Consider the following 22,452-nt stretch of genomic DNA (forward strand, 5'->3'; position numbering starts at 1 on the left):
AAATAAATGCCCCGCATGGCCGATACCCCCTGAAAGCCTTGCGGATTGAACAATCATGCGTAATAACCAACCCGTTACCCAGCGCGAACGTACCTTCCCCGCTCAGCAACGGTTGATCTCCACCACGGATGCCAAGGGTGTGATTACCTACTGCAACGACGCCTTTGTCGAAATCAGTGGGTTCACCCGTGAAGAACTGATCCGCGCCCCACACAACCTGGTGCGTCACCCGGATGTGCCGCCGGCCGTGTTCGCGCATATGTGGTCCACGCTCAAACAAGGCTTGCCATGGATGGGCATTGTCAAGAATCGCTGCAAGACCGGTGACCACTATTGGGTGAACGCCTATGTGACGCCAGTCTTCGACGGTAACCAGGTGATCGGCTACGAATCGGTGCGCATCAAGCCCACCGCCGAGCAGATCCGCCGGGCCGAAGCGCTTTATCAACGCATCAACCAAGGCAAGTCGGCCGTTCCCCAGCGGGACAAGTGGCTGCCGGTGTTGCAGGACTGGCTGCCGTTTATCCTGGTCAGCCAACTGAGCTTCATGATCGGCGCCACCCTCACCTCCCAATGGGGCTTTGCCCTGGCAGCGGCGCTGTCGGTGCCGTTGGGCCTGCTGGGCCTGAGCTGGCAGCAGCGCGGCCTCAAGCGTTTGCTGCGCCTGGCCGAACAGACCACGTCCGACCCGTTGATCGCGCAGATGTACACCGACAGCCGTGGCGCACAAGCGCGCCTGGAAATGTCGATCCTCAGCCAGGAAGCGCGTCTGAAGACCTGTCTTACCCGCCTGCAAGACACCGCCGAGCACCTCAACGACCAGGCCGCGCAGTCCAACACCCTGGCGCACAACAGCTCCAGCGGCCTGGAACGCCAGCGCGTGGAAACCGAACAGGTGGCCACTGCGGTGAACCAGATGGCGGCGACCACCCAGGAAGTGGCCAGCCACGTGCAGCGCACCGCCGATGCCACCCAGGAAGCCAACCGCCTGACCGGGCGCGGCCGCGATATCGCCGGGGAAACCCGCGAGGCGATTCAGCGTCTTTCGGCAGCCGTTGGGGAGACTGGCGTGACCGTCACGCAACTGGCCAAGGACAGCGATGAAATCGGCGGCGTGGTCGATGTGATCAAAGGCATCGCCGACCAGACCAACCTGCTGGCACTCAATGCTGCTATCGAAGCCGCGCGTGCCGGTGAAATGGGCCGTGGTTTCGCGGTGGTCGCCGATGAAGTGCGCCAACTGGCGCAACGCACCGCTGAATCGACCGGGCAGATCCATACCCTGATCGCCAAGCTGCAGCAAACCGCCAGCGCGGCCGTGCAAACCATGGACGCCGGGCACCGCCAGGCTGAAGAAGGTGTAGCGCGGGTGATGGAAGCGGACCAGGCCCTGGTGGGCATCAGTGAGGCGGTGGCCAATATCACCGACATGACCACCCAGATTGCCGCTGCTACCGAAGAGCAAAGCGCGGTGGCCGAGGAGATCAGCCGCAACATCAGCACCATTGCGCTGTTGGCGGACCAGACCTCGGAGCAGGCAATGAACTCGGCGCAATTGAGTGAAGAGCTGACGCATACCGCCAATACCCAGTACTCGCTGGTGGAGCGTTTTAACCGATAAACCGCTATCGCAGGCAAGCCAGCTCCCACACTGGACGGTATTTCCAATGTGGGAGGGGGCTTGCCCCCGATAGGGCCCTAACAGGCCCTGAGAAACTCAGCCACCTGCACCGCCGCCGCCTCCAGATGCTGCTCATGGCTGAACCCAGAAGCCTTCAGCGGCTTCAAGTCATGATCCCCCGCCACCAGCCACATCACCTCGATACTCTGTGACAACTCATAACCCTGCACCGCCGCCCGATTGCCCAAGGCATCGCGCTCGCCCTGCACTATCAAGGTGGGCGTCTTCAGCGCAGCCAAATGCTCCACACGGGGTTTCTCTGGCTTGCCCACCGCGTAGAACGGATAGCCCAGGCACACCAACCCATCGGCGCCCAATTCATCGGCCAACAAACTGGCCATGCGCCCGCCCATCGACTTGCCGCCAATCGCCAGTTTCCCAGCGACATGTCGTCGCACCTGGGCATACACCTCACGCCACGCCTCCAGCAGTTTCGGCGCCGGATTCGGCGGGCGTTTGCCCCCGTCCAAGCGGCGCTGGGCCATGTACGGGAACTCGAAGCGCAACACGCTCACGCCATGCCCGGCAAGGCGTGCAGCCATGTCGTTCATGAACGTCGAGTCCATCGGTGCGCCGGCGCCGTGGGCCAGGATCAGCGTGACCGGCTCACCCGACGTCGTGCCCGTGGCGACATCCCACAACCAGCCATGTTCCCGTACACACTGCGCCCATTGATCCCCGTCAATACTGGCCTTGTGCTCTTTGCCCATGCTTGCCTCGCTTTTTAGTCTGCCTATAACTCCAGCCCAAGTGTCGCACTTGCTTGGGTTGAACCGTGGATGGGGAACCATGAACACTACTTTAAGTACCGCCTATAACTACAAGGTGGTCCGCCAATTCGCCATTATGACGGTGGTGTGGGGCATCGTCGGCATGGGGCTCGGGGTTTTTCTCGCCGCCCAATTGGTTTGGCCTGCGCTCAACTTCGATTTGCCTTGGACCAGCTTCGGCCGCCTGCGCCCTTTGCACACCAACGCGGTGATCTTCGCGTTCGGTGGCTGTGCGCTGTTCGCCAGCTCCTTTTACTCGGTGCAGCGCACCTGCCAGACGCAGCTGTTCGCGCCGAAAGTCGCCGCGTTCTGCTTCTGGGGCTGGCAGCTTGTGATCCTGCTGGCCGCGATCAGCCTGCCACTGGGCTACACCAGCTCCAAGGAATACGCCGAGCTGGAATGGCCGATCGACATCCTGATCACCATTGTCTGGGTCGCCTACGCCATCGTGTTCTTCGGCACGATCATGAAACGCAAGACCAAGCACATCTATGTGGGCAACTGGTTCTTCGGTGCGTTCATCATCACCGTGGCCATTTTGCATATCGTCAATAACCTGGAAATCCCGGTCAGCCTGACCAAGTCCTACTCGCTGTACGGCGGTGCGACGGATGCCATGGTGCAGTGGTGGTATGGGCATAACGCAGTAGGCTTTTTCCTCACTGCGGGCTTCCTCGGCATGATGTACTACTTCGTGCCCAAGCAGGCCGAACGCCCGGTGTATTCGTATCGCTTGTCGATCGTGCACTTCTGGGCGCTGATCACCCTGTACATCTGGGCCGGCCCGCACCACTTGCACTACACCGCCCTGCCGGACTGGGCGCAGTCCCTGGGCATGGTGATGTCACTGGTGCTGCTGGCACCGAGCTGGGGCGGCATGATCAACGGCATGATGACGCTCTCGGGCGCCTGGCATAAGCTGCGCAGCGACCCGATCCTGCGCTTTCTGGTGGTCTCCCTGGCGTTCTACGGCATGTCGACCTTCGAAGGCCCGATGATGGCGATCAAGACCGTCAACGCCCTCTCCCACTACACCGACTGGACCATCGGCCACGTACACGCCGGCGCGCTGGGCTGGGTGGCGATGATCTCCATCGGCGCGCTGTACCACATGATCCCGAAAATCTTCGGTCGCGAGCAGATGTACAGCCTCGGCCTGATCAATGCGCACTTCTGGCTGGCCACTATCGGCACCGTGCTCTACATCGCCTCGATGTGGGTCAACGGCATCGCCCAGGGCCTGATGTGGCGTGCGGTCAACGAAGACGGCACCCTCACCTACTCCTTCGTCGAAACCCTGGTGGCCAGCCACCCAGGCTTCATCGTGCGTCTGGTGGGCGGTGCGATCTTCCTCAGCGGCATGTTCCTGATGGCTTACAACACATGGCGCACCGTGCGTTCGGCGCAACCTGCCGAAGTCACCGCTGCCGCGCAGATGGCCTGAGGAGTCGATGATGAAACACGAAACGATTGAAAAGAACGTCGGCCTGTTGATGCTGCTGATGGTGCTCGCCGTGAGCATCGGTGGCCTGACCCAGATCGTCCCGCTGTTCTTCCAGGACGTGACCAACAAGCCGGTCGAAGGCATGAAGCCCTACACCGCGCTGCAACTGGAAGGCCGCGACATCTACATCCGCGAAGGCTGCGTGCAGTGCCATTCGCAGATGATCCGCCCGTTCCGCGCCGAGACCGAGCGCTACGGCCACTATTCGGTGGCTGGCGAAAGCGTGTGGGACCACCCGTTCCTGTGGGGCTCCAAACGTACCGGCCCGGACCTGGCCCGCGTCGGCGCACGCTACTCGGACGACTGGCACCGCGCGCACTTGTACAACCCGCGCAACGTGGTGCCGGAGTCGAAAATGCCGGCCTACCCCTGGCTGGTCACCGCCGCCGTCGACAGCAGCCACACCGAGACCAAGCTGAAAGTGATGCGCACCCTCGGCGTGCCGTACACCGACGACGACATCAATGGCGCCGTCGCCAGCCTCAAGGGCAAGACCGAGATGGACGCGCTGGTTTCCTACCTGCAAGTGCTCGGCACTGCCATCAAGAGCAAGAGGTGAGCCATGGGATTTGAATTCGATGCTGGCACCATCCGCGGCCTGGGCACGCTGGTGGTTGCCATCGCCTTTATCGGCCTGTCGCTGTGGGTATTCAACAACCGCCGCAATGCGGAATTCGAGCAGGCGCGCCTGCTGCCGTTTGCCGATGAACCTTCCCCACCCGACGCTCAAGCAGAGCCAGCCACAAGGAGCACTCGGCCATGACTACGTTCTGGAGTACATGGATCTGCGTATTGACCCTGGGCAGCCTCATCGGCCTGACCTGGCTGTTGGTCGGCACCCGCAAGGGCGAGACCAAGGGCAGCGTCGACCAGACCATGGGCCACGCCTTCGACGGTATCGAGGAATACGACAACCCGCTGCCCCAGTGGTGGTTCATGTTGTTCGCCGGCACCCTGGTGTTTGCCGTCGGCTACCTGATCCTCTACCCGGGCCTGGGCAACTGGAAAGGCGTGCTGCCGGGCTATGAAGGCGGCTGGACCCAGACCAAGGAATGGGACAAGGAAATGGCCAAGGCCGACGCCAGGTTCGGGCCGATCTTCGCCAAGTTCGCAGCCATGCCGGTGGAAGAAGTCGCCAAGGACCCGCAAGCGTTGAAGATGGGCGGTCGCCTGTTCGCCTCCAACTGCGCGGTATGCCACGGCTCGGACGCCAAGGGCGCCTATGGCTTCCCCAATCTGGCGGACAGCAACTGGCGCTGGGGCGGTTCGGCCGAGGCTATCAAGACCACCATCCTGAACGGTCGCCACGCGGCGATGCCGGCCTGGGGTGAAGTGCTGGGCGAAGACGGGGTGAAGAACGTCGCCGCTTACGTGCGCCACGACCTGGCCAAGCTGCCGTTGCCTGCAGACAACAGCGCAGACCTGGCAGCCGGGCAAGCCGCGTTCAACACCACCTGCGTGGCCTGCCACGGCCCACAAGGCCACGGTGTGGAAGCCATGGGTGCGCCCAACCTGACCGAGCCTGCCGGGTTTATCTACGGCACCAGCCTGGCGCAGTTGCAGCAGACCATCCGCCATGGCCGCCAGGGCCAAATGCCGGCCCAGGACGTGCTGCAAGGCAATGACAAGGTGCACCTGCTGGCAGCTTACGTGTACAGCCTGTCCCACAACGCTGAAGGTGCAACGCCAGACAGCGCGACCAAGTAGGGCAGTAACCCGATTCACTGTAGGAGCGAGCTTGCTCGCGAAGCACCTGAGGGCACCACGCTTATCCAGCATAAACGCGGCGCTCTGGAGTTCTTCGCGAGCAAGCTCGCTCCTACAGGGATCCGGTGTTGTTTTCATTTGCGCGACCAAGTGTCGCACCTCTTCCAAGCCTACCTTTCCCCTCCTCCCATTCGGGTCTACGCTTGTTCCCACAGTGGACCATTCCTGGCCTACGCGACGGTAGCCGTTGCGCCCCTGAAATTTCCTGTCCACTCGATCAGCTTTCTATTTTGGATTTTGTCCCTACGCCAAACATGGAAAGGGCGCAGAATCTGGCGTGGAACGCATTGATCCAGGTCAGCCATCGCGTTGCAATGGCCCCTCGCTTTCTACATACTTGCGGCCGATTTTACCTATAAAAAAACCTAAACCGTGGAACCTTAGAATGAGCACAGCAATCAGTCCGACTGCTTATAACTATAAGGTAGTCCGCCAGTTCGCCATCATGACGGTGGTCTGGGGGATCCTTGGCATGGGGCTCGGGGTGTTCATCGCCTCGCAACTGGTTTGGCCGCAATTGAATTTCGACCTACCCTGGACGACTTTCGGCCGCCTGCGCCCGCTGCACACCAACCTGGTGATCTTCGCCTTCGGCGGATGTGCACTGTTTGCCACCTCCTACTATGTCGTGCAGCGCACCTGCCAGACGCGACTGATCTCCGATGGCCTTGCCGCCTTCACCTTCTGGGGCTGGCAGGCGGTCATCGTCGGCGCCATCATCAGCCTGCCCCTGGGCTACACCACCACCAAGGAATACGCCGAGCTGGAATGGCCGATCGCCATTTTGCTTGCCATCGTGTGGGTGACCTACGGCCTGGTGTTCTTCGGCACCATCGTCAAGCGCAAGACCAAGCACATCTACGTGGGCAACTGGTTCTACGGCGCCTTTATCGTGGTCACGGCGATGCTGCACATCGTCAACCACGCCTCCCTGCCGGTGAACCTGTTCAAGTCCTACTCAGCCTACTCCGGTGCGACGGACGCGATGATCCAGTGGTGGTACGGCCACAACGCCGTAGGCTTCTTCCTCACCACCGGTTTCCTGGGGATGATGTACTACTTCGTGCCCAAGCAGGCCGAGCGTCCGATCTACTCGTATCGCCTGTCCATCGTGCACTTCTGGGCGCTGATCACGCTGTACATCTGGGCCGGCCCTCACCACTTGCACTACACCGCCCTGCCGGATTGGGCACAGTCCCTGGGCATGGCGATGTCGATCATCCTGCTGGCACCAAGCTGGGGCGGCATGATCAACGGCATGATGACCCTCTCGGGCGCCTGGCATAAGCTGCGCACCGACCCGATCCTGCGTTTTTTGGTGGTATCGCTGGCGTTCTACGGCATGTCGACCTTCGAAGGGCCGATGATGGCGATCAAGACCGTCAACTCGCTGTCCCACTACACCGACTGGACCATCGGCCACGTGCACGCCGGGGCGCTGGGTTGGGTGGCGATGATCTCCATCGGCGCGCTGTACCACATGATCCCCAAATTGTTCGGCCGCACGCAGATGCACAGCGTCGGGCTGATCAACGCGCACTTCTGGCTGGCCACCATTGGCACCGTGCTCTACATCGCCTCGATGTGGGTCAACGGCATCACCCAGGGCCTGATGTGGCGTGCGATCAACGATGACGGCACCCTCACCTACTCCTTCGTCGAAGCGCTGCAAGCCAGCCACCCGGGCTTTATCGTACGTGCCCTGGGCGGTGCGTTCTTTGCCAGCGGCATGCTGTTGATGGCCTACAACGTGTGGCGCACCGTGCGTGCCAGCGACCCTGTTGAAGCCGAAGCCGCCACCAAGATCGCCGTTGTGGGAGCTCACTGATGAAGCATGAAGTAGTCGAGAAGAACATCGGCCTGCTGGCCTTCTTCATGGTCATCGCCGTGAGCATCGGCGGCCTGACCCAAATCGTCCCGCTGTTTTTCCAGGACGTGACCAACAAGCCGGTCGAAGGCATGAAGCCGCGCACCGCCCTTGAACTGGAAGGCCGCGACGTCTACATCGCCAACGGTTGCGTGGGCTGCCACTCGCAGATGATCCGCCCGTTCCGCGCCGAAACCGAACGCTACGGCCACTACTCGGTCGCCGGTGAAAGCGTGTGGGACCACCCGTTCCTGTGGGGTTCCAAGCGCACCGGCCCGGACCTGGCCCGCGTGGGTGGGCGTTACTCCGATGACTGGCAGCGTGCGCACCTGTACAACCCGCGCAACGTCGTGCCTGAGTCGAAAATGCCGGCGTACCCGTTCCTCGTGGAAAACAAGCTCGACGGCAAGGACACCGCCAAGAAGATGGAAGTCTTGCGCACCCTGGGCGTGCCCTACACCGACGAAGACATCGCCGGTGCGGCCGCCGCCGTGAAGGGCAAGACCGAAATGGACGCATTGGTGGCCTACCTGCAAGGCCTTGGCACCATCATCAAAAGCAAACGGTGACCTACATGGATATCGGGATGATTCGTGGCCTGGGCACCGTTGTGGTGATGGTGGCCTTTATCGGCCTGGCGTTGTGGGTGTTCAGCCCACGGCGCAAGTCGGAGTTTGACGACGCGACCATGCTGCCCTTCGCAGATGACCCCGAAGCCATCAAGCACGTCGAGCAAGCTTCTAGGAGTAACAAAGAATGACTACGTTCTGGAGTCTGTACGTCACAGTCCTCAGTCTGGGTACCATCTTCGCCCTGACCTGGCTGCTGCTGTCGACCCGCAAGGGCCAGCGCACCGAGCAGACGGACGAGACCGTCGGCCACTCGTTCGACGGCATCGAGGAGTACGACAACCCGCTGCCCAAGTGGTGGTTCATGCTGTTTGTCGGCACTATCGTCTTCGCCCTTGGTTACCTGGTGCTCTACCCAGGCCTGGGCAATTGGAAGGGCCTGCTGCCGGGCTACAACTACCTCGACAACGACAAGCAAACCCCGTTCGCCAACGGCCAGACCGGCTGGACCGGCGTACACGAATGGGAAAAGGAAATGGCCAGGTCGGAGGCCAAGTTCGGGCCGATCTTCGCCAAGTTCGCGTCGATGCCGATTGAAGAAGTCGCCAAGGACCCGCAAGCCTTGAAGATGGGCGGCCGCCTGTTTGCCTCCAACTGCTCGGTGTGCCACGGCTCCGACGCCAAGGGCGCCTACGGCTTCCCCAACCTGACCGACGCCGACTGGCGCTGGGGTGGCGAACCCAACACCATCAAGGAAACCATCATGAAGGGCCGCCACGCGGTGATGCCAGGCTGGGCCGAAGTCATCGGCGAGCAGGGCGTGGCCGACGTAGCAGCCTTTGTGGTGACCAACCTCGACGGCCGCAAACTGCCAGAAGGCGCCAAGGCCGACGTGGCCAACGGTGAGAAACTCTTCGCCGCCAACTGCGTGGCCTGCCACGGCCCGGCGGGTAAAGGCACCCCAGCCATGGGCGCGCCCGACCTGACGCATCCGGGTGCGTTCATCTACGGCTCAAGCTTCGCGCAACTGCAGCAGACCATCCGTTATGGCCGCCAGGGCCAGATGCCGGCGCAGGAGCAGTTGCAAGGGAATGACAAGGTGCACCTGCTTGCGGCGTATGTATATAGCTTGTCTCATGGGGATAAGAAGGCTGAGGAGCAGTAAGACCTCTGAAACAATGGAGCCCCGCGCAGCGAATGCTGGCGGGGCTTTTTTGTTCTGGCGCCGAACCTTGCAAAGCCAACTCTACCGTTCGTAACCTCAACCTTGCCGCGCGCACTCGCCAAGTAGTAACGTAACTACATTCAGTCCAGCGAAGGGGGCCTACCCCATGACCATCACGACCATTTCCAGCCGCGAATTCAATCAAGACACAAGTGGTGCCAAAAAAGCCGCCCGCAAAGGGCCGGTTTTTATCACTGATCGCGGCAAGCCTGCCCATGTACTGCTAAGCATTGAGGAGTACCAGAAGCTTACAGGTCTGAACGCCGACATTGTCGACCTGTTGGTGATGCCGGAAGCGGCCGATATCGACTTCGAAACCGAACGTGCCGTGATCATTCATCGACCCGTGGACTTTTCTTGATGTATCTACTCGACACAAATGTGATCTCTGAACTGCGTAAACCTCAGGCTGATGCAAATGTCGTGGCTTGGGCAAAAAGCGTAGTAGCGCCGCGCATGTTTATTTCGGCGATCACGCTGAAGGAACTGGAAACCGGAGTCCTGCGAATTGAACGGCGAGACCCGGTTCAGGGGAAGGTGTTGAGAACCTGGCTCAAGCGTCATGTAATGCCCGCCTTCGATGCCAGAATCCTGCCCGTCGATGCAGCAGTCGCGTTGCGTTGCGCGCACTTGCATGTACCCGACCGGGCCAACGAAAGCGATGCATTGATTGCCGCAACCGCGCTGGTTCACGGACTCACCGTAGTCACGCGCAACGTCAGCGACTTCAAATCGAGTGGCGTGCCACTGCTCAATCCATGGGGCGAATGACCGGCTTACTGGCAAAAACCGTCCATACTTGCCAAGTCAATTGATCCAGATCACGTACACCATCAATTGATTTCCCCCAACGCGACCAAAGGTCGCACCCTTTGCACACCCTCGGGGGCGTATCATTAGGCCACTGCAACACCCTTAATTTGACCCCGGTTGGCACGTACTTGCCGAGGCAAATCTCCACCGCCGTGGGATGCAATGATGAGCGACCAGATACCGGTACATGACGTTACCCCGCCTGCCAAAACCGTCGACCTCTACGCTTCAAGAGAGAAGATCTACACCCGCGCCTTCACTGGCTTGTTCCGCAACTTGCGCATGGTCGGCGGTGCCGCTCTGTTCCTGTTGTACTTCGGCACCGTGTGGCTGAACTGGGGCGGCCACCAGGCGGTATGGTGGAACCTGCCGGAGCGTAAATTCTTTATTTTTGGTGCGACGTTCTGGCCCCAGGATTTCATCCTGCTGTCGGGCATTCTCATTGTGGCGGCATTTGGCCTGTTCTTTATCACCGTGTACGCCGGGCGCGTGTGGTGTGGCTATACCTGCCCGCAAAGCGTGTGGACGTGGATCTTCATGTGGTGTGAAAAGGTCACCGAAGGCGACCGCAACCAGCGCATCAAGCTCGACAAGGCGCCGATGAGCGCCAACAAGTTCCTGCGCAAGTTCAGCAAGCACAGCCTGTGGCTGCTGATCGGCTTTGCCACCGGCATCACCTTCGTCGGCTACTTCTCGCCGATCCGCGAACTGGTATTCGATTTCTTCACTGGCCAGGCCGATGGCTGGTCGTATTTCTGGGTGGGTTTCTTCACCCTCGCCACCTACGGCAACGCCGGCTGGCTGCGCGAACAGGTGTGCATCTACATGTGCCCCTATGCGCGCTTCCAGAGCGTGATGTTCGACAAGGACACCTTGATCGTGTCCTATGACCCGCGCCGTGGCGAAGTGCGTGGGCCACGTAAAAAGGGTACCGACTACAAGGCCCAGGGCCTGGGCGACTGCATCGACTGCACGATGTGCGTACAGGTGTGCCCTACCGGTATCGACATCCGCGATGGTCTGCAAATCGAATGCATCGGCTGCGCCGCCTGTATCGATGCCTGCGACAACATCATGGACAAGATGGAGTACCCACGCGGACTGATCAGCTACACCACCGAACATAACCTGTCGGGGCAGAAAACCCATAAGCTGCGCCCGCGCCTGATCGGTTACGCCCTGGTATTGCTGGCGATGATCAGCCTGTTGGTGGCGGCCTTCTTCATGCGCTCGCTGGTGGGTTTCGACGTCAGCAAGGACCGCGTGCTGTACCGCGAAAACGCAGAAGGGCGCATCGAAAACGTCTACAGCCTGAAGATCATGAACAAAGACCAGCGCGACCACACCTACGTGCTCGACGCCGGCGGCCTGCCGGACCTCAAGCTGCAAGGCCGTCGCGAAATCAAAGTGGCCGCCGGCGATATCGTCAGCATGCCAGTGGAGTTGTCGAGTGCGCCGGAGCAGTTGCCGTCGAGCACCAACGAGGTGACCTTCATCCTCAAGGACGCCGATGACACCAGCGTCCATATTGAAGCCAAGAGCCGATTCATCGGCCCACAAGTCCGTTAACGGGGAACCTACGCATGCCCGCAACTACTGCCGCCAGCCCTTGGTACAAACACCTCTGGCCCTGGATCATCATCGCGATCCTGGCCTGCTCGGTGACCCTGACCTTGTCCATGGTGACCATCGCGGTGAATAACCCGGACAACCTGGTCAACGACAACTATTACGAGGCCGGCAAAGGCATCAACCGTTCCCTGGACCGCGAACGCCTGGCCCAGACCCTGCAACTGCGCGGCAAGCTGCACCTGGACGAATTGACCGGCGAGGTCGAGCTGCAACTGACTGGCTACAGCAATCCAAAAACCCTTGAGCTGAACCTGATCTCCCCGACCCAGCCAGAGAAGGATCGCAAGATCAACCTCACCCGCAGCGACAGCGAGCCCGGTCGTTACATCGGCCAGGTCACCGACAAGGTTGAAGGTCGCCGTTTCGTGGAACTGCTTGGCGTGGAAGGCGGAAACACCTGGCGCCTGTTCGAAGAAGAAGAGGTCAGCCACGACAAGGACTTGCTGCTGGGTGACGAACCGTTGCAGGGCGCTGAAGACCTGAAAAAATAAACAGCCTGCGCTCCGCGCTTCGCGAGCAAGCCCGCTCGACACCCTGTGGGAGCGGGCTTGCCCGCGAAGAGGCCCTCCCAGCCACCAAAGACCTCGAACCATGACCACCCCCTGCTACCACTGCGCCCTACCCGTCCCCTCCGGCAGCCGGTTCACCGCCCAGATCCTCGGCGAACGCCGTGAACTCTGCTGCCCGGGCTGCCAGGCCGTGGCCGAGGCGATAGTGGCCGGCGGGCTGGAAAGCTATTACCAACACCGCAGCGAAGCCTCGGCCAACCCCGAGGCGCTGCCCGTGCAGTTGGTGGACGAACTGGCGCTGTACGACCGCGCCGATGTGCAAAAACCCTTTGTGCGCCATCAAGGCGAGCTGGCCGAAACCACCCTGCTGATGGAAGGCATCAGTTGCGCCGCCTGCGGCTGGTTGATCGAGAAACACCTGCGCAGCCTGCCCGCCGTGGCCGAAGCGCGATTGAACCTGTCCAACCACCGCCTGCACGTGCGCTGGGCCGATGGGCAATTGCCGTTGAGCCAACTGCTCAGCGAGCTGCGCCATATCGGTTACGCCGCCCACCCTTACCAGGCCGACCGCGCCGCCGAACAATTGGCCAGCGAGAATCGCCTGGCCCTGCGACAACTGGGGGTCGCCGGTTTGCTGTGGTTCCAGGCCATGATGGCAACCATGGCCACCTGGCCGGAATTCAATATCGACCTGAGCCCGGAGCTGCACATCATCCTGCGCTGGGTTGCGATGTTTCTCACCACGCCCATCGTGTTCTACAGCTGCGCGCCCTTCTTCAAAGGCGCCCTGCGTGACCTGCGCACGCGCCACCTGACGATGGACGTCTCGGTGTCCCTGGCGATTGGCGGCGCGTACCTGGCCGGCATCTGGACCGCGATCACCGGCGTGGGCGAACTGTATTTCGATGCCGTGGGCATGTTTGCCCTGTTCCTGCTGGCCGGGCGCTACCTTGAGCGCCGCGCTCGGGAACGCACCGCCGCAGCCACCGCCCAACTGGTCAACCTGTTGCCCGCCTCCTGCCTACGACTCAAAGACGATGGCCAGAGCGAGCGCATCCTGCTTAGCGAATTGGCGCTGGGTGATCGGGTGCTGGTGCATCCCGGTGCGGTGCTGCCAGCGGATGGCGTAATTCTCGACGGCCAATCCAGCATCGATGAATCCCTGCTGACCGGCGAGTACCTGCCGCAACCTCGGCGCACGGGCGACAACGTCACGGCCGGCACGCTGAATGTCGAGGGCGCGCTGACCGTCCAAGTGCGCGCATTGGGCCATGACACGCGCTTGTCTGCCATCGTGCGCCTACTGGAGCGCGCCCAGGCCGAGAAGCCGCGCCTGGCACAGATCGCCGACCGCGCTGCGCAGTGGTTCTTGTTGTGCTCGCTGATCGCCGCCGCGCTGATCGGCTTGCTGTGGTGGGAGCTGGACCCGTCGCGGGCGTTCTGGATTGTACTGGCGATGCTGGTGGCGACCTGCCCGTGCGCGCTGTCCCTGGCCACGCCCACCGCCCTCACCGCCGCCACTGGCACCTTGCACAGCCTTGGGTTGCTGCTGACCCGCGGCCATGTGCTCGAGGGCCTGAACCAGATTGATACGGTGATTTTCGACAAGACCGGCACCCTCACCGAAGGGCGCCTGGCGTTGCGCGCCATTCGGCCCTTGAGTGCGCTGGACAGCGACCAATGCCTGGGCCTCGCTGCCGCCCTGGAGAACCGTTCCGAACACCCGATTGCCCGTGCCTTCGGCCGCGCGCCGCTGGCCGCCGATGAAGTGCTGAGCACCCCAGGCCTGGGCCTGGAAGGTCGTGTGGGCGAACGTCTGTTGCGCATCGGCCAGCCGGGTTTTGTCTGTGAACTCAGTGGCTGTGCGATTCCCGCCTCACCGGACGAAGCCGGGCAATGGCTGCTGCTGGGCGACCGCAGCGGCGCCCTGGCCTGGTTCGTACTGGATGACCGCCTGCGCAGCGACGCACCCGCCTTGCTCGCCGCCTGCAAGGCGCGGGGCTGGCGCACGCTGCTGCTCTCCGGCGACAGCTCGCCGATGGTGGCCAGTGTCGCCTCTGAGCTGGGTATCGACGAAGCCCACGGCAGCCTGCGCCCTGACGACAAGCTGCAGGTGCTGCAAACCCTGCACAAGGAAGGTCGCAAAGTGCTGATGCTGGGCGATGGAGTCAATGATGTGCCGGTGCTGGCCGCCGCTGATATCAGCGTGGCGATGGGCTCGGCCACGGACCTGGCGAAAACCAGCGCCGATGCGGTGCTGTTGTCCAACCGCCTGGATGCGCTGGTGCAGGCCTTCAGCCTTGCGCGGCGTACTCGCCGAGTGATCATCGAGAACCTGTTGTGGGCCGGGTTGTACAATGGGCTTATGCTGCCGTTTGCCGCCCTGGGTTGGATCACTCCGATCTGGGCGGCGATCGGCATGTCCCTCAGTTCGTTGACCGTGGTGCTCAACGCGTTGCGCCTCACTCGCCTGCCGAGCGCGCAAGCCTCGGGCACCGCCCCAGTAACCCGCCCGCTGCCGGCCTGAGCCGCGTGGGCATGGAGTACAGATGCCAGCTCTCTACGTGATGATTCCTGCGGCACTGCTGTTAGTGGGCGTGGCCATCTACATCTTCTTCTGGGCCGTGGACAGCGGCCAGTACGAAGACCTTGATGGCCCGGCACACAGCGTGTTGTTCGACGACCAGGACCCGAACCACCTGGCCGCCATCGACGAAGCCAACAGCCCCGAGCAACCGCCCAAAGAGCCCCCTCATGCTTGAGCTGGCGCCTTTGCTGGTCTCGGCGCTGATCCTCGGCCTGCTCGGCGGTGGCCATTGCCTGGGCATGTGCGGCGGACTGATGGGCGCGCTGACCCTGGCGATCCCCAAGGAACAGCGCAGCCGCCGTTTTCGCCTGCTGCTGGCATACAACCTGGGGCGCATCCTCAGCTATGCCACCGCCGGCTTATTGATCGGCCTGGCCGGCTGGGCGGTGGCCAACAGCCCGGCGGCGATGTTCATGCGTGTGCTGGCCGGGTTGCTGCTGATCTGTATGGGCCTGTACCTGGCCGGATGGTGGAGCGGCCTCACCCGTATCGAGAGCCTGGGGCGCGGCCTGTGGCGGCATCTGCAGCCGGTGGCCAACCGTTTGCTGCCGGTGTCCAGCCTGCCGCGAGCCTTGCTGCTGGGCGCGCTGTGGGGCTGGTTGCCGTGCGGGCTCGTCTACAGCAGCCTGCTATGGGCGGCGAGCCAGGGCAATGCGCTGGACAGTGCCTTACTGATGCTGGCGTTCGGGCTGGGCACCTGGCCGGTGCTGTTGGCCACCGGGCTGGCCGCCGAACGGGTGACAGCGTTGTTGCGCAAGCGCAGCGTACGGATGGCCGGTGGCGTGCTGGTGATGATCTTCGGTCTCTGGACCTTGCCCGGGCCCCATCAGCACTGGCTAATGGGGCATTAGCAGGCCCTGTGGCATAGCGCCGCTCCCCGTTGATGCAAATCAAGATGCCTGCACCGCCCTGCCCCTAGACTCGGCCCACTAGCCAATCCGGGGGACCGCCCGCATGCTCGACGCCATTCGTTGGGACACAGATCTGATTCACCGCTACGACTTGGCGGGGCCGCGCTACACGTCCTACCCCACCGCCGTACAATTTGACAGCCAGGTCGGCACCTTCGACCTGCTCCACGCCCTGCGTGACAGCCGCAAGGCCGTGCGGCCACTGTCGTTGTATGTGCACGTGCCGTTCTGCGCCAACATTTGTTACTACTGCGCCTGCAACAAGGTGATCACCAAGGACCGTGGCCGCGCCCAGGCCTACCTGCAGCGCCTGGAGCAGGAAATCCAATTGGTGGCCTGCCACCTCGACCCGCAGCAGCCCGTGGAACAGTTGCACTTCGGCGGCGGTACGCCAACCTTTCTCAGCCACGATGAACTGCGCCAGGTGATGAAATGCCTGCGCCAGCATTTCAATTTGCTGGATGACGATTCGGGCGACTACGGCATCGAAATCGACCCGCGCGAAGCCGACTGGGCCACCATGGGCCTGCTGCGTGAACTGGGCTTCAACCGCGTGAGCATCGGCCTGCAAGACCTCGACCCCGAGGTGCAACGGGCGGTCAATCGCCTGCAAAGCCTGGAGGAAACCCGCGCCGTGATCGATGCAGCGCGCACCTTGCAATTTCGCTCGATCAATATCGACCTGATCTACGGCCTGCCCAAGCAGTCGCCGTTGAACTTTGCGCGCACCGTGGAAGAAGTCATCCGCTTGCAGCCTGACCGCCTGTCGGTGTTCAACTACGCGCACCTGCCGGAACGCTTCATGCCCCAGCGGCGGATCAACACCGACGACCTGCCCTCGCCGGCAGAAAAACTGTTGATGCTGCAAACCACCATCGAACAACTGACCCAGGCCGGTTACCGCTACATCGGCATGGACCACTTTGCCCTGCCCGACGACGAACTGGCGGTGGCCCAGGAAGAAGGCAAGCTGCAGCGCAACTTCCAGGGTTACACCACCCACGGGCACTGCGACCTGATTGGGCTGGGGGTGTCGGCGATCAGCCAGATCGGCGACCTGTATTGCCAGAACAGCAGTGACCTGAACCAGTATCAGAACGCTTTGGCGGGCGCGCAGTTGGCGACCAGCCGTGGTTTGGTGTGCACAACGGACGACCGTCTGCGAAGGGAGGTGATTCAGCAATTGATCTGCAATTTCAGCCTGGGCTTCGAGGCGATCGAACAGGCGTACAACATCGATTTTCGCGGCTACTTTGCCGAGTTATGGCCGCAATTGCAGACCATGGCTGATGATGGCTTGATCGAACTGGACGCCCAGGGCATTCGCGTACTGCCGGCCGGGCGCTTGCTGGTGCGCTCGGTGTGCATGGTGTTCGATGCCTACCTGGAGCACCAGAACAGGCAGCGGTTTTCGCGGGTTATCTGAAGGCCTTTACTTCATGGCCAGGCTGGCGGCCTTGACCGCATCACCGGCGCTCATGTCTTTCATGGCCTTGGCAAGGGATGCCTGGGCGCTGGTCAGGCTGGCTTGCAGCCCACTCAAGGCCGATTGCAGGCCAGAGAGTCGGGCGCGGGCCTGTTCCGGGCTGAGGGTCTTGTCGGCCATCACCGCAGCCATCTCGGCCTGTTTCTCGGCAATTTGCTTTTTAATCTCACGGATCATCTTCAGCAGGTTCTTGACGTTGTCCGCCAAGCCACTGTCGTCGATATCACTGTTTGAGGTTTTCTCAGCCGCCGCCGCTTTCATCGCAGCGCCGGAAATGGTCACTGACACCGCAGGCTTGGCTTCATCCGTCGGCGCAACCGCAGCAGCATCGGTCGCGGCCGCCTTCTTGGTTTCTGGCAGTGCCTGGATCTGGGTGCGTGAAGCCAGTTGAGTACTGAGGGATAACATGGTCTGAGCCACCGTGTTGGTATTCGATGGCAGTGCTATCGGCCGTTTCGGGCAAATCTTTACCTCGCGACAGGTTTTTGTACACGCTGGCCTCCGTGCCCCTCAGTGCGTTACCCTTACGTCTTATGTGTGTTTTCCCACAAGGATTTAAGAAATGTCCGAGCCAGTCAAACTGCGCGCTCACAGCCAGGCCCATTGCAAGGATTGCAGCCTGGCCCCCCTCTGCCTGCCACTTTCGTTGAATCTGGAAGACATGGATGCGCTGGACGACATCGTCAAACGCGGCCGCCCGCTGAAAAAAGGCGAGTTTCTGTTTCGCCAGGGCGACAAGTTTGATTCCGTCTATGCAGTACGCTCGGGCGCGTTGAAGACCTTCAGCCTCAGCGACGGCGGCGAAGAGCAAATCACCGGTTTCCACCTGCCCAGCGAGCTGGTCGGGCTGTCGGGGATGGACACCGAGATTCACCCGGTGTCGGCCCAGGCCCTGGAGACGACGTCGGTGTGCGAAATTCCTTTCGAGCGCCTGGATGAATTGGCCCTGCAACTGCCGCAGTTGCGCCGCCAGTTGATGCGCGTGATGAGCCGCGAGATTCGTGACGACCAGCAAATGATGCTGCTGCTGTCGAAGAAAACCGCCGATGAGCGCATCGCCACGTTCCTGGTCAACCTGTCGGCGCGCTTCCGTGCCCGTGGGTTCTCGGCCAACCAGTTCCGCCTGAGCATGTCGCGTAATGAAATCGGTAATTACCTGGGCCTGGCGGTGGAGACCGTGTCCCGCGTGTTTACCCGTTTCCAGCAGAACCAGTTGATTGCCGCAGAAGGTAAAGAGGTGCATATCCTCGACCCGATCCAGCTGTGTGCCTTGGCTGGCGGTTCTCTGGAGGTCTAATCCAGGCTGCGGCCGCGCCAATCGGTGAGGCCGCAGGTATACTTCGAGTCCGTTTTCCGCTCTGGACTCCTCGACGATGACCTTTGATTCGTTCGACATCAAATCCCTGATTCGCCCCGTCATCGACTTCCCCAAGCCTGGGGTGATCTTCCGTGACATCACGCCGCTGTTCCAATCGCCCCGCGCCCTGCGCCTGGTGGCCGACAGCTTTGCCCAACGCTATGTCGAAGCCGACTTCACCCATATTGGTGCGATGGATGCCCGTGGCTTCCTGATCGGCTCGATCATCGCTTACCAGCTCAACAAGCCGCTGATCCTGTTTCGCAAGCAAGGCAAGCTGCCGGCGGACGTGCTGGCCGAGGGTTACCAGACCGAGTACGGCGAAGCCTTCCTGGAAGTGCACGCCGACAGCCTGTGCGAAGGCGACTCCGTACTGATGTTCGATGACCTGATCGCCACCGGCGGCACCCTGATTGCGGCGGCGAACCTGGTGCGGCGCATGGGGGCAAAGATCTTTGAAGCGGCGGCGATTATCGATTTGCCGGAGCTGGGTGGCTCGCAGCGGTTGGCAGACATGGGCATTCCGACGTTTTGTCTGACGCAGTTTGGGCTGACCGAAAGGTAAGGGGCGTCAGGACTGACGCCTTCGCGAGCAAGCCCGCTCCCACATTTGAAATGCATTCCACATGTGGGAGCGGGCTTGCTCGCGAAGGCACTCGAAAGAACACCATTAAAAATCAAAGCCCCATCTGCTTACTGATAATCTCATTCATCACTTCACGCGTCCCGCCACCAATCGACAGAATCCGGTTATCACGATACAGCCGCTCCACCAGGCTGCCCCGCATATACCCCTGCCCACCCAGGATCTGCACCGCGTCATACGTCACTCGATCAGCGGTATCGGTGGCCAGGTTCTTGGCCATGGAAATCTCTTTGATCACACTCTTGCCAGCGGCCATTTTCGCGGCCTGGCGATAGGTGAACTCGCGGGAAACTTCCACGGCGGTAGCCATTTCCGCCAGGCGATGCTTGAGCACCTGGAATTTGCCGATAGGTTTGCCGAATGCTTCACGCTGGGCGGCCCACTGAAGGCTTTCCTCCAGGGCCAGCTGTGCAGTCATGTTGGCCATCAGCGCCAAGGCCAGACGTTCACTCTGGAAGTTGCCCATGATGCAGGCAAAGCCCATGTTCTCGACGCCGATAAGGTTGCCCACAGGCACGCGGCAATCGTCGAAGAACAACTCGGCGGTGTCCGATGCCCACCAGCCCATCTTCTTCAGTGGCTGGCCGACGGTGAAACCCGGGGTGTCTTTTTCGATCAGCAGCAAGCTGATGCCGCCAAAGCCCGGCCCGCCCGTGCGCACGGCTACGGTGTAGAAGTCAGCGCGAATGCCGCTGGTGATAAAGGTCTTGGCGCCGCTTACGCGGTAATGCTCGCCTTCACGTACGGCGCGGGTTTGCAGGTTGGCCACATCAGAGCCGCCGCTGGGCTCGGTGACCGCCAGGGCGATGATCTTTTCGCCAGCCAGCACCCGAGGCGCTATGCGCTCACGCACGTCGGGCCGGGCCCATTTGACGATGGGCGGCAGGCCGATATCCAGCGAGCCGAGCCCTGCCACCACGCCACCGGAGCCGCAGCGCATCAGCTCTTCGCTGGCGGCGACCTTGGCGAACAGATCGCCTTCGTGGCTGCCACCCAGGGTTTCGGGGTAGCCAATGCCTAGAATCCCCGCCGCACCGGCCTTGAGGTAGAGCTCGCGAGGAAAGCTTTGCGCCTCCTCCCACTGCTCGATGCCGGGCAACATCTCGCGCTCGACGAATCGGCGCACGCTGTCGCGGACCAATTGGTGGCTGGGATCGAAGTATTCCTGATAGGCAGACATCGGCAAGCTCCATGGCGGGATGGAGCGAACTTACCAAGCGCTTGCTTGGTTATCAAGTCATGTGTCTGCGCTAACCCTATAGGAGCGAGCTTGCTCGCGAAAACCGTTAACGATAACGCGTGCTTCCTGCGTGAACGCGGCGCCTATTGGTTTTTCGCGAGCAAGCTCGCTCCTACAGGGTTAGGAAGTCCCAGATTGCAGTGGGTTTTAGAGGGCGATCGGCTTGCGGCCTGCGAACGAGTGCGCCAAGGTACCGCCATCCACCAGTTCCAACTCCCCTCCCAACGGCACGCCATGGGCAATCCGCGAAGTGATCAAGCCTTTGTTGGTCAGCAGTTGGGCAATGTAGTGCGCCGTGGCTTCACCTTCCACCGTCGGGTTGGTTGCCAGGATCACTTCAGTAAAGGTGCCCTGCTCTTGGATCCGCGCCACCAGTTGTGGAATACCGATGGCTTCCGGCCCCAGGCCATCGAGCGGCGACAGGTGGCCCTTGAGCACAAAGTAACGCCCGCGGTAACCGGTCTGCTCCACGGCGTACACATCCATCGGCCCTTCCACCACGCACAGCAACGTGTCGTCGCGACGCGGGTCGGCGCATTGTGGGCAGAGCTCTTCTTCGGTGAGGGTTCGGCACTGGCGGCAGTGGCCCACGCCTTCCATGGCCTGGCTCAGAGCCTGAGCCAGGCGAGTGCCGCCGCTGCGATCACGCTCCAGCAGTTGCAGCGCCATGCGCTGGGCAGTTTTCTGGCCGACACCGGGCAAAGTGCGCAAGGCGTCGATCAGTTGGCGAATCAGGGGGCTGAAGCTCATGGGCGAAGGGTCCGACAAAACAACGAGACGCGGTTTATACCCGCGCCCCGGATTAGCGTCAAATACTCAATCCTGCGCGACGCGCACCACCAACTTGCCGAAGTTGCGCCCTTCGAGCAGGCCGATAAAGGCTTCGGGCGCCTGCTCCAGGCCATCGACCACGTCCTCGCGGAACTTGATCTTGCCCTCGCGCACCCAAGGCGCCATGGCGCTGAGGAACTCCGGCTGGCGGTCGCCGTAGTCATCGAACACGATAAAGCCCTGGATGCGCACCCGCTTGGTCAGCAAGGTGCGTTGCAGCGCCGGCAAACGGTCAGGGCCGCTGGGCGCTTCATGGGCGTTATAGCCGGCGATCAACCCGCACAGCGGCACGCGCGCCTTGGGGTTGAGCAAAGGCAGCACGGCATCGAAGACTTTACCGCCGACGTTTTCAAAGTAGATGTCCACGCCTTTGAAGCAGGCCAGGGCCAGTTCATGGGCGAAATCTTCGCGCTTGTGGTCGATACAGGCGTCAAAGCCCAACTCATCCACCACATAGCGGCACTTGTCGGCGCCACCGGCAATGCCCACCACGCGCAAGCCCTTGAGCTTGGCCACCTGGCCCACCACCGACCCCACCGCGCCAGACGCAGCCGCCACCACCAGGGTTTCCCCGGCCTTGGGCTGGCCGATATCCATCAGGCCCATATAGGCGGTCATGCCTGGCATACCCAGTACGCCCAAGGCCATCGACGGGCTCGGCAGGCCCTTGGGCAGCGGGATCAGGTTTTGGCCTTCGCAAATACAGTGGCTTTGCCAGCCAGTGGCGCCGACCACCAGGTCGCCCACTTCGAATTTCGGGTTGCGCGATTGCTCGACACGGCTGACAGCCCCACCGGTCATCACCTCGCCGATTTCCACGGGTGCTGCGTAGGACGGCGCGTCACTCATGCGTCCACGCATGTAGGGGTCCAAAGACAGGTACAGCGTCTTGAGCAGCACCTGGCCGTCTGCCAGCTCCGGCAGGCTCACGCGTTCCAGGCGAAAGTTTTCCGGCGTGGGGGCGCCTTGAGGGCGTGAGACCAGAACGATGCGTTGGTTGAGCGTCATTTCTTGAGGCATCAGCGGGGCTCCTTTATCGGTGAGTGGTTTCAACGGT

24 protein-coding genes are annotated in these 22,452 nt (G+C 61.7%); 19 read left to right on the plus strand and 5 right to left on the minus strand.

The annotated features are described in order from the left end of the window. Positions 1-55: 55 nt before the first annotated feature. Positions 56-1,621 carry a PAS domain-containing methyl-accepting chemotaxis protein gene (locus N2A98_RS19180; protein ID WP_032895841.1) on the plus strand — a complete coding sequence of 522 codons (1,566 nt, stop codon included), beginning with the start codon at positions 56-58 and terminating at the stop codon, positions 1,619-1,621. Positions 1,622-1,698: 77 nt separating this feature from the next. Here the strand turns inward: N2A98_RS19180 and N2A98_RS19185 are convergent, their stop codons facing one another. Beyond that, positions 1,699-2,391, minus strand: a complete 693-nt coding sequence (locus N2A98_RS19185) for an alpha/beta family hydrolase (RefSeq protein WP_275622508.1) — start codon at positions 2,389-2,391, stop codon at positions 1,699-1,701. A gap of 79 nt (positions 2,392-2,470) precedes the next feature. Here N2A98_RS19185 and ccoN (N2A98_RS19190) point away from each other — a divergent pair, with 79 nt between their 5' ends. From ccoN (N2A98_RS19190) to hemN, 16 genes are all read left to right on the plus strand, one after another. Beyond that, the gene (gene ccoN, locus N2A98_RS19190) at positions 2,471-3,895 is read left to right on the plus strand and encodes a cytochrome-c oxidase, cbb3-type subunit I (RefSeq protein ID WP_003193158.1); all 1,425 of its coding nucleotides are present in this window, start codon (positions 2,471-2,473) and stop codon (positions 3,893-3,895) included. Positions 3,896-3,905: 10 nt separating this feature from the next. Then, entirely contained in the window at positions 3,906-4,514 is a 609-nt protein-coding gene (gene ccoO, locus N2A98_RS19195) for a cytochrome-c oxidase, cbb3-type subunit II (protein ID WP_003193159.1), read from the plus strand. Between the two features lie 3 nt (positions 4,515-4,517). Then, positions 4,518-4,718 (plus strand): cbb3-type cytochrome c oxidase subunit 3, encoded by a 201-nt coding sequence (locus tag N2A98_RS19200; RefSeq protein WP_003193161.1) that lies wholly within the window; start codon positions 4,518-4,520, stop codon positions 4,716-4,718. Next, positions 4,715-5,662 (plus strand): cytochrome-c oxidase, cbb3-type subunit III, encoded by a 948-nt coding sequence (gene ccoP / locus N2A98_RS19205; protein ID WP_275622509.1) that lies wholly within the window; start codon positions 4,715-4,717, stop codon positions 5,660-5,662. The genes N2A98_RS19200 and ccoP (N2A98_RS19205) overlap by 4 nt, the downstream gene beginning before the upstream one ends. 445 nt (positions 5,663-6,107) lie before the next feature. Then, positions 6,108-7,550 (plus strand): cytochrome-c oxidase, cbb3-type subunit I, encoded by a 1,443-nt coding sequence (ccoN, locus tag N2A98_RS19210; RefSeq protein WP_044275054.1) that lies wholly within the window; start codon positions 6,108-6,110, stop codon positions 7,548-7,550. After that, on the plus strand, positions 7,550-8,158 hold the full coding sequence (gene ccoO / locus N2A98_RS19215; protein WP_003193167.1) for a cytochrome-c oxidase, cbb3-type subunit II: 609 nt from the start codon (positions 7,550-7,552) through the stop codon (positions 8,156-8,158). Before ccoN (N2A98_RS19210) ends, ccoO (N2A98_RS19215) begins: the two co-directional genes overlap by 1 nt. Before the next feature lie 5 nt (positions 8,159-8,163). Further along, the gene (locus tag N2A98_RS19220; RefSeq protein WP_003193169.1) at positions 8,164-8,349 is read left to right on the plus strand and encodes a CcoQ/FixQ family Cbb3-type cytochrome c oxidase assembly chaperone; all 186 of its coding nucleotides are present in this window, start codon (positions 8,164-8,166) and stop codon (positions 8,347-8,349) included. Beyond that, positions 8,346-9,323 (plus strand): cytochrome-c oxidase, cbb3-type subunit III, encoded by a 978-nt coding sequence (gene ccoP, locus N2A98_RS19225; protein ID WP_003193173.1) that lies wholly within the window; start codon positions 8,346-8,348, stop codon positions 9,321-9,323. Before N2A98_RS19220 ends, ccoP (N2A98_RS19225) begins: the two co-directional genes overlap by 4 nt. Before the next feature lie 166 nt (positions 9,324-9,489). Then, complete coding sequence (locus N2A98_RS19230; protein WP_003193175.1) at positions 9,490-9,744, plus strand: type II toxin-antitoxin system Phd/YefM family antitoxin; 255 nt, start codon at positions 9,490-9,492, stop codon at positions 9,742-9,744. Then, positions 9,744-10,154 (plus strand): type II toxin-antitoxin system VapC family toxin, encoded by a 411-nt coding sequence (locus N2A98_RS19235; protein ID WP_275622510.1) that lies wholly within the window; start codon positions 9,744-9,746, stop codon positions 10,152-10,154. The genes N2A98_RS19230 and N2A98_RS19235 overlap by 1 nt, the downstream gene beginning before the upstream one ends. Positions 10,155-10,361: 207 nt before the next feature. Continuing rightward, positions 10,362-11,765: a cytochrome c oxidase accessory protein CcoG gene (gene ccoG / locus N2A98_RS19240; RefSeq protein ID WP_078803597.1), complete on the plus strand. Its 1,404-nt coding sequence runs from the start codon at positions 10,362-10,364 to the stop codon at positions 11,763-11,765. A 14-nt stretch (positions 11,766-11,779) separates the two neighbouring features. Beyond that, positions 11,780-12,319 (plus strand): FixH family protein, encoded by a 540-nt coding sequence (locus tag N2A98_RS19245; protein ID WP_032895835.1) that lies wholly within the window; start codon positions 11,780-11,782, stop codon positions 12,317-12,319. Between the two features lie 100 nt (positions 12,320-12,419). After that, entirely contained in the window at positions 12,420-14,864 is a 2,445-nt protein-coding gene (locus N2A98_RS19250; protein WP_275622511.1) for a heavy metal translocating P-type ATPase, read from the plus strand. A gap of 22 nt (positions 14,865-14,886) precedes the next feature. Next, positions 14,887-15,099, plus strand: coding sequence for a cbb3-type cytochrome oxidase assembly protein CcoS (gene ccoS, locus N2A98_RS19255; RefSeq protein WP_003193184.1), 213 nt, complete (start codon positions 14,887-14,889; stop codon positions 15,097-15,099). Beyond that, positions 15,092-15,775, plus strand: coding sequence for a sulfite exporter TauE/SafE family protein (locus N2A98_RS19260; RefSeq protein WP_275622512.1), 684 nt, complete (start codon positions 15,092-15,094; stop codon positions 15,773-15,775). Before ccoS ends, N2A98_RS19260 begins: the two co-directional genes overlap by 8 nt. Before the next feature lie 103 nt (positions 15,776-15,878). After that, complete coding sequence (gene hemN, locus N2A98_RS19265) at positions 15,879-17,261, plus strand: oxygen-independent coproporphyrinogen III oxidase (RefSeq protein ID WP_153474571.1); 1,383 nt, start codon at positions 15,879-15,881, stop codon at positions 17,259-17,261. A 6-nt stretch (positions 17,262-17,267) separates the two neighbouring features. On the opposite strand, the gene N2A98_RS19270 is transcribed toward hemN, so the two are convergent. After that, positions 17,268-17,729, minus strand: coding sequence for a hypothetical protein (locus tag N2A98_RS19270; RefSeq protein ID WP_044275063.1), 462 nt, complete (start codon positions 17,727-17,729; stop codon positions 17,268-17,270). A gap of 154 nt (positions 17,730-17,883) precedes the next feature. On the opposite strand from N2A98_RS19270, the gene fnr reads away from it, so the two are divergent. Next, positions 17,884-18,618, plus strand: a complete 735-nt coding sequence (fnr, locus tag N2A98_RS19275; RefSeq protein WP_005790290.1) for a fumarate/nitrate reduction transcriptional regulator Fnr — start codon at positions 17,884-17,886, stop codon at positions 18,616-18,618. A gap of 76 nt (positions 18,619-18,694) precedes the next feature. Next, positions 18,695-19,243, plus strand: coding sequence for an adenine phosphoribosyltransferase (locus tag N2A98_RS19280; protein ID WP_003193191.1), 549 nt, complete (start codon positions 18,695-18,697; stop codon positions 19,241-19,243). 112 nt (positions 19,244-19,355) lie between these two features. On the opposite strand, the gene N2A98_RS19285 is transcribed toward N2A98_RS19280, so the two are convergent. The 3 genes from N2A98_RS19285 to N2A98_RS19295 all read right to left on the minus strand — a co-directional run bounded on the left by N2A98_RS19285 (position 19,356) and on the right by N2A98_RS19295 (position 22,415). Next, entirely contained in the window at positions 19,356-20,504 is a 1,149-nt protein-coding gene (locus N2A98_RS19285; RefSeq protein WP_057709748.1) for an acyl-CoA dehydrogenase family protein, read from the minus strand. Positions 20,505-20,711: 207 nt separating this feature from the next. Beyond that, a complete protein-coding gene (gene recR, locus N2A98_RS19290) occupies positions 20,712-21,314 on the minus strand; it encodes a recombination mediator RecR (protein WP_032895829.1) in 603 nt (200 codons plus the stop codon). Between the two features lie 66 nt (positions 21,315-21,380). Continuing rightward, positions 21,381-22,415 (minus strand): NADP-dependent oxidoreductase, encoded by a 1,035-nt coding sequence (locus N2A98_RS19295; RefSeq protein ID WP_275622513.1) that lies wholly within the window; start codon positions 22,413-22,415, stop codon positions 21,381-21,383. Positions 22,416-22,452 lie beyond the last annotated feature (37 nt).

The organism is Pseudomonas sp. FJ2-5-13, from assembly GCF_029201605.1.
Classification (GTDB): domain Bacteria; phylum Pseudomonadota; class Gammaproteobacteria; order Pseudomonadales; family Pseudomonadaceae; genus Aquipseudomonas; species Aquipseudomonas lactis.

What these genes read in the sequence shown, in the direction of transcription:
- ccoN (WP_044275054.1), top strand. Translation starts at nt 6,108, where the DNA reads ATGAGCACAGCAATCAGTCCGACTGCTTATAACTATAAGGTAGTCCGC.
- N2A98_RS19295 (WP_275622513.1), bottom strand. Translation starts at nt 22,415, where the DNA reads ATGCCTCAAGAAATGACGCTCAACCAACGCATCGTTCTGGTCTCACGC.
- N2A98_RS19285 (WP_057709748.1), bottom strand. Translation starts at nt 20,504, where the DNA reads ATGTCTGCCTATCAGGAATACTTCGATCCCAGCCACCAATTGGTCCGC.
- N2A98_RS19235 (WP_275622510.1), top strand. Translation starts at nt 9,744, where the DNA reads ATGTATCTACTCGACACAAATGTGATCTCTGAACTGCGTAAACCTCAG.
- ccoO (WP_003193167.1), top strand. Translation starts at nt 7,550, where the DNA reads ATGAAGCATGAAGTAGTCGAGAAGAACATCGGCCTGCTGGCCTTCTTC.
- ccoG (WP_078803597.1), top strand. Translation starts at nt 10,362, where the DNA reads ATGAGCGACCAGATACCGGTACATGACGTTACCCCGCCTGCCAAAACC.
- ccoS (WP_003193184.1), top strand. Translation starts at nt 14,887, where the DNA reads ATGCCAGCTCTCTACGTGATGATTCCTGCGGCACTGCTGTTAGTGGGC.
- ccoO (WP_003193159.1), top strand. Translation starts at nt 3,906, where the DNA reads ATGAAACACGAAACGATTGAAAAGAACGTCGGCCTGTTGATGCTGCTG.
- ccoP (WP_003193173.1), top strand. Translation starts at nt 8,346, where the DNA reads ATGACTACGTTCTGGAGTCTGTACGTCACAGTCCTCAGTCTGGGTACC.
- N2A98_RS19245 (WP_032895835.1), top strand. Translation starts at nt 11,780, where the DNA reads ATGCCCGCAACTACTGCCGCCAGCCCTTGGTACAAACACCTCTGGCCC.
- N2A98_RS19185 (WP_275622508.1), bottom strand. Translation starts at nt 2,391, where the DNA reads ATGGGCAAAGAGCACAAGGCCAGTATTGACGGGGATCAATGGGCGCAG.
- hemN (WP_153474571.1), top strand. Translation starts at nt 15,879, where the DNA reads ATGCTCGACGCCATTCGTTGGGACACAGATCTGATTCACCGCTACGAC.
- N2A98_RS19260 (WP_275622512.1), top strand. Translation starts at nt 15,092, where the DNA reads ATGCTTGAGCTGGCGCCTTTGCTGGTCTCGGCGCTGATCCTCGGCCTG.
- ccoP (WP_275622509.1), top strand. Translation starts at nt 4,715, where the DNA reads ATGACTACGTTCTGGAGTACATGGATCTGCGTATTGACCCTGGGCAGC.
- N2A98_RS19280 (WP_003193191.1), top strand. Translation starts at nt 18,695, where the DNA reads ATGACCTTTGATTCGTTCGACATCAAATCCCTGATTCGCCCCGTCATC.
- ccoN (WP_003193158.1), top strand. Translation starts at nt 2,471, where the DNA reads ATGAACACTACTTTAAGTACCGCCTATAACTACAAGGTGGTCCGCCAA.
- N2A98_RS19230 (WP_003193175.1), top strand. Translation starts at nt 9,490, where the DNA reads ATGACCATCACGACCATTTCCAGCCGCGAATTCAATCAAGACACAAGT.
- N2A98_RS19200 (WP_003193161.1), top strand. Translation starts at nt 4,518, where the DNA reads ATGGGATTTGAATTCGATGCTGGCACCATCCGCGGCCTGGGCACGCTG.
- N2A98_RS19220 (WP_003193169.1), top strand. Translation starts at nt 8,164, where the DNA reads ATGGATATCGGGATGATTCGTGGCCTGGGCACCGTTGTGGTGATGGTG.
- N2A98_RS19250 (WP_275622511.1), top strand. Translation starts at nt 12,420, where the DNA reads ATGACCACCCCCTGCTACCACTGCGCCCTACCCGTCCCCTCCGGCAGC.
- recR (WP_032895829.1), bottom strand. Translation starts at nt 21,314, where the DNA reads ATGAGCTTCAGCCCCCTGATTCGCCAACTGATCGACGCCTTGCGCACT.
- N2A98_RS19270 (WP_044275063.1), bottom strand. Translation starts at nt 17,729, where the DNA reads ATGTTATCCCTCAGTACTCAACTGGCTTCACGCACCCAGATCCAGGCA.
- fnr (WP_005790290.1), top strand. Translation starts at nt 17,884, where the DNA reads ATGTCCGAGCCAGTCAAACTGCGCGCTCACAGCCAGGCCCATTGCAAG.
- N2A98_RS19180 (WP_032895841.1), top strand. Translation starts at nt 56, where the DNA reads ATGCGTAATAACCAACCCGTTACCCAGCGCGAACGTACCTTCCCCGCT.